This is a genomic window from Photorhabdus australis DSM 17609, from assembly GCF_000711895.1.
GTDB lineage: Bacteria > Pseudomonadota > Gammaproteobacteria > Enterobacterales > Enterobacteriaceae > Photorhabdus > Photorhabdus australis.
On the sequence record NZ_JONO01000102.1, the window covers coordinates 1 to 4,597 of the forward strand.

The following is a 4,597-nucleotide window of genomic DNA, read 5'->3' on the forward strand; positions in this document are numbered from 1 at the left end:
TCAGCGTCCTGAGTGACTGGGAAATTCACTGTTTTCTCGGGCCGATAGATAAAATTGCCACAAATTATCCAGGGATTGACAGGCAGGATAGTTTTCACGCCGCCAGAAAACAATTTCCTCGGGGCGCTAGCAGCAAAAGAAAGATGTTATCGATCACGTCCGAACAACTGGAAAAGATCCAGATTATTTTTACAGAACGTTATGTGCACAAACTGGCCTCATTCATTGATGAATGGGGAAGAATAGAAGAACTTAATTACATTGATTATTCCCGCACACTGTTCACGTGGTTCAGAAATATCGGTATTACGGATGACCGCAGTATTCGGGGGTTAACGAAGTTATTTGTGTTACATAAATATTGCTCGATAGAAGAACTGCCCGTTCATTATAAAACATTGCTGGAGAATGACAGCGAACCGGGATATTTACGGGCAGAAAAGCTGTTATTACAGGAATTAGGTCGTGTACCACTGTGATTTAATATTAATTATCTTAACCTTATAGAAATGAGGAAAGAATATGGAAAATGCAATGAAAATCGATGATGTAGTCAGTTGCAGCAGGGGAACCCTCGGTAACGATCACGTTAATATTAACCAGAGGAAATAATAATGACGTCATTAGCTGCCGGAAACGCCATTTGTGATTGCAAAAACCCGGATACCTGCACACACCGCGTTGATATTACCCTTGGTGACAAGAAATTCAGTTATATACAGGAAAAATTTTCCCCCGCCATTTATATGGTGGTAGAAGATGACCAGCCTATTCCCTTAACGATAAAGTCAATTAGTAAAGGCTGTGCCTCCAGTAATTCTCAGTGTCCGATTGGTGATATTTATGATGATAATGTTTTTCAACACATTGCCCGATTTTCTCCGGCTCAACCGTATAAAGGGAAAATCACTTACCAATTGCCTGCCGGGGGTTTCTCATTGGAGGAAAATAACCCTCTCCGTTTTCTTGTTAAGTTTATTTCTCCTGATAATTGGTCCGCCGGACTGGCAAAATCATCCTACTTTATCCGAGTGACCGAGTGCGCCGGGGAGCCGTTTGTTCCCCAAAAAATTAATATTCACAATGAAATAAAAAACATTTTCGTGGGTAAAAATCCGGTCTTTTACACGGCTATCAATTTAGTACTTCTTGAGAAATTTGAGGTGGATGTTTTTTTTGGACTGAAACAGGCGATTGAAGAGTTTAATGACGAACAACGGCGTCAGACCTTTCGCGAAAATTACCCTAACCGGGCCAGACCTGGTTCCCGATACGAAAAACGATTAACAAGAAAATACACGACACCTTATGAAGTCACCAACACCCTGACCATTACTGGCAAGATCTCTTCTACCCGGGGAAAAGAAACTCGTAAATGGTCCAAAGAATTAGAACAGGAGTACAAAAAAGGTACTTATAAGCTGAGTTTGCTTGAATCAGTGGGAAACTCGGTTAAACAAGTTAACAAGGTCTTATCGGATGGTAAGAAACCAGATGAAATCAAACTCTTGTCTGCCGAAATTTTATATCCGGTCATTAATCTTCATGGCGAAGGCGCATTGTGCCAAAGTGCTACAAATCAGCTTTATTTTAAACGCAAAGGGAGTATAAAAGCCGCCCCGCTGTTCGGCATAGCCCTCCGGCTGGATGTTATCCAGATGTTTGCGAATTACTACAAACTGGATATGTTGGTGGCTACTATTCGTGAACATGGGCAAGAACGGGAACAAGAAGTTAAACGGGGCAAAGATGGTGCCTACCTTGGCGTTAAACTGGATTTAATCGTGAAAGGCAGCATCGATCTGAGTTTCAGCTGGGCTTCGGATGAGAAGAAAGAGTGGCATTTTGAGCCCGGGGCGTTGGTCAAAGGCAGCCTGGCTATTGGAGCGGAAACCAATATTCGAGGTGGTGTCCGGTATTGGGCTGTAGAAGGGTATTTTAAGGCCAGCGCTGAGGTTATGGCTGAAGTGTGTGTTGCATTAGATAACAGCCGGAAAGATAAGCTGGATCTGGTCTTTTACCATGAAGGGATTAAAGCGAAGAGTAATGTGGCCTATGGCGCCAGAGTTGGAGAAGTAGATAATATTAATAGTGAAAATAAAAAACTTGGTAATTCTAAATCAACAGCCATGAGAAATTTACAAGATGAAATTGAAAAAGAGTGGGTACTTCAAGAGCCGTTATCTAAAGAAAAATCGACGTACAGGGTATCTTTTGGGTAGTACCTTGCTAGCGTTATTATTGATGGTAAATTCTTCGATATCGGGAAAAACAAATATGGTTGAATATAAATATCTTTTGTCGTTCAAGACTCAACGTAACACTTGCGTGGTGCGAATAAATGGCGTAATGGCCTTGGATAATATTAATTCACGAACGGGGACGCAATCAAGTGGCTTTAATATGACAGCCTTTGTTGAAAATGGTCAAAATACAATGGAATTGCTGATGGGGCCGTTATCTTTTGAAACAGATTCTGAAGGACTTTATCCCGATTCTTGGTGTGAAGCAACATTAACTAAAACCGCACCATATGACGAGGAAAGAGTGGTTATTAGCCATATCAAGTTGACTGTTGATGATAAAGGCAATGTCACGACACAAGAATCGCAGAGCCAGTTACCAAATGGTAAGGCCGGCTTTGATTATGCCGCCATGTCGAAAATAGAGGCGGAAGAAGGTTTTTTTGCCGCACAGAAAACCTTTACACTCAGTGGATTACCGGACTGGATGTGGACAACAGCGCGGCCAGTTTCGGAAAAAAATGATATGGAGGCGATAAAAAATTTCTATCTGGAAATCAGCAATACCTTACATCGGCGAGATTTAAATCAATTATGGAAAATGAGTCAACCCGCCTGGGAAGAATGGGCGATAGGTGAAAATAGCCGACCAGAGACTTTCTTTAACTCATTCGGTTTTAAAGAAAAATTGGATGATAAGAATTATGTCGTCATACAACCTGAATGGGATAAATATGAGTTAGTGCGCTATAAAGAAGGGAAAATGTTCCGGTTGGAAGCAGGAGCACTAGGTGGCTCTCCAGTCAGAATGGAGAATAAAGTAACAAATAAGATTTTCAAGTACAATCCTTACTTATCCATTATTAACGGCAAAGTGATGATTGTCCGTTAAGTAATACTACTGTAATTCATTCAGCCTCAGGTAAAGCATCAATCTGAGGCTGAAAAAGATATAAAATTTTCAGGACTAGGAATTTATTTTTCACATGAAGGAATCAAAGCTTATTTTGAGGTGGAAATAAAAGCAGATTATATAAACAATTATAATGATTCAGTTAGCCAATCAAGAATTGGTGGTAAAGGTGGAAATCATGGAGTAGATATGAAACTAATCAAAGCAGATGTGTTGATATGCGATAAAGATGAATTTGGGCCACTTTATTTTATTGATTTTTGAAGAAAAAATACCATGCTTAATCATAAAAAACTTCTAGCAATATTATTATTTATATTACCCATAACCGGGTTATCTAAAGAGAATGAAAATTTCATGAATAATAAAATAGAACCCATTGATTACAGATTAGAAATTGAAGTAAATAAATGCTCAATTGAGTTATTTATTAATGGAATGAGAATCCTTTCATATTATGATAAAGAACCGATGAATACACTAATCGGCATAGGTGAATACCTGAAACCTAAAAATAATACAATACAATTCTATACTTGGCCATCAAATAGAAAAAAAGATATTTTCGATTCAGGTTCAAAATGTAACTTCACACTAGAGGCAAGAAATAGATTCGAAACGCCTGATCTAAAACCAGTTATGAGTATAAAATACAATCCTAATGATAATATAGAGCATAATACCTCTAATTCATCTCTTGAAATAAACTCTATAAATGAACAATTGGCGAGATTATTAGGCCGCAACAAGATAAATCATAACAACGAAAAATACTATTATGAGTATTCACAACAATTTGATATAAAAAACGATTACCCTGTATGGAACTGGGTAAATTCATATCAATTTTCAAAAGAAAATAACGTTATAGATTCATTACCAGAAAAATATCAATCAGCCCTTATTTCTGCCTATAAAGAATATTGGGCGTTCTTAAAAAGCAAGGATATTAAAGGATTGAAACAACTGCATAAAGAATTCCTGGATGAATCAGTCAGAGCTAATGGTGGCAATAATGATGATTATTTTTCATCAATAGGATTAGATGAAATTATAAATTCACCTGATCTTCAACTTTTACCTTTAGATTTTAATCAATCTAAAATTGATATTTCTCTGGATGGCCGGGTTGTTTTTATGTCTCCCTCACCACTTGTATTTATTAACAAAAATAATAGAAAAAACAAGACACTATTAAATCCAAAATATCGATTCGATGGAAATAGATTTATTTTAACCCGATAATGATATGAAAAAAAAGAGGGTTCATCCCTCTTTTAATAATAGATAATATTGCCTCCAGAGCTTAAAGCAAGATTCAAAGTACTATCTGTAAAAGGTACAAGTACCACAACAGGGGGAGGTAAAACAGCACTGTCAGCGGGATTAAAATGTGATGATTCAGGCTTAGGGATTTATTTCTCACATGAGGGAATAAAAG

Annotated in this window: 4 protein-coding genes and 1 pseudogene; all 5 read left to right on the top strand. The window is 37.7% G+C overall.

The window, feature by feature from the left end; all coding sequences use genetic code 11:
- A pseudogene (locus BO26_RS18010) lies at positions 1–479 on the top strand (DUF4123 domain-containing protein); the annotation flags it as partial.
- Between the two features lie 135 nt (positions 480–614).
- Positions 615–2,222 carry a hypothetical protein gene (locus BO26_RS22880; RefSeq protein ID WP_051691048.1) on the top strand — a complete coding sequence of 536 codons (1,608 nt, stop codon included), beginning with the start codon at positions 615–617 and terminating at the stop codon, positions 2,220–2,222.
- Positions 2,223–2,277: 55 nt separating this feature from the next.
- The gene (locus BO26_RS18020; RefSeq protein ID WP_157835577.1) at positions 2,278–3,135 is read left to right on the top strand and encodes a hypothetical protein; all 858 of its coding nucleotides are present in this window, start codon (positions 2,278–2,280) and stop codon (positions 3,133–3,135) included.
- Positions 3,136–3,255: 120 nt separating this feature from the next.
- Positions 3,256–3,420 (top strand): hypothetical protein, encoded by a 165-nt coding sequence (locus BO26_RS23570; protein ID WP_157835578.1) that lies wholly within the window; start codon positions 3,256–3,258, stop codon positions 3,418–3,420.
- 12 nt (positions 3,421–3,432) lie between these two features.
- Entirely contained in the window at positions 3,433–4,401 is a 969-nt protein-coding gene (locus tag BO26_RS18025) for a hypothetical protein (RefSeq protein ID WP_036773905.1), read from the top strand.
- Positions 4,402–4,597 lie beyond the last annotated feature (196 nt).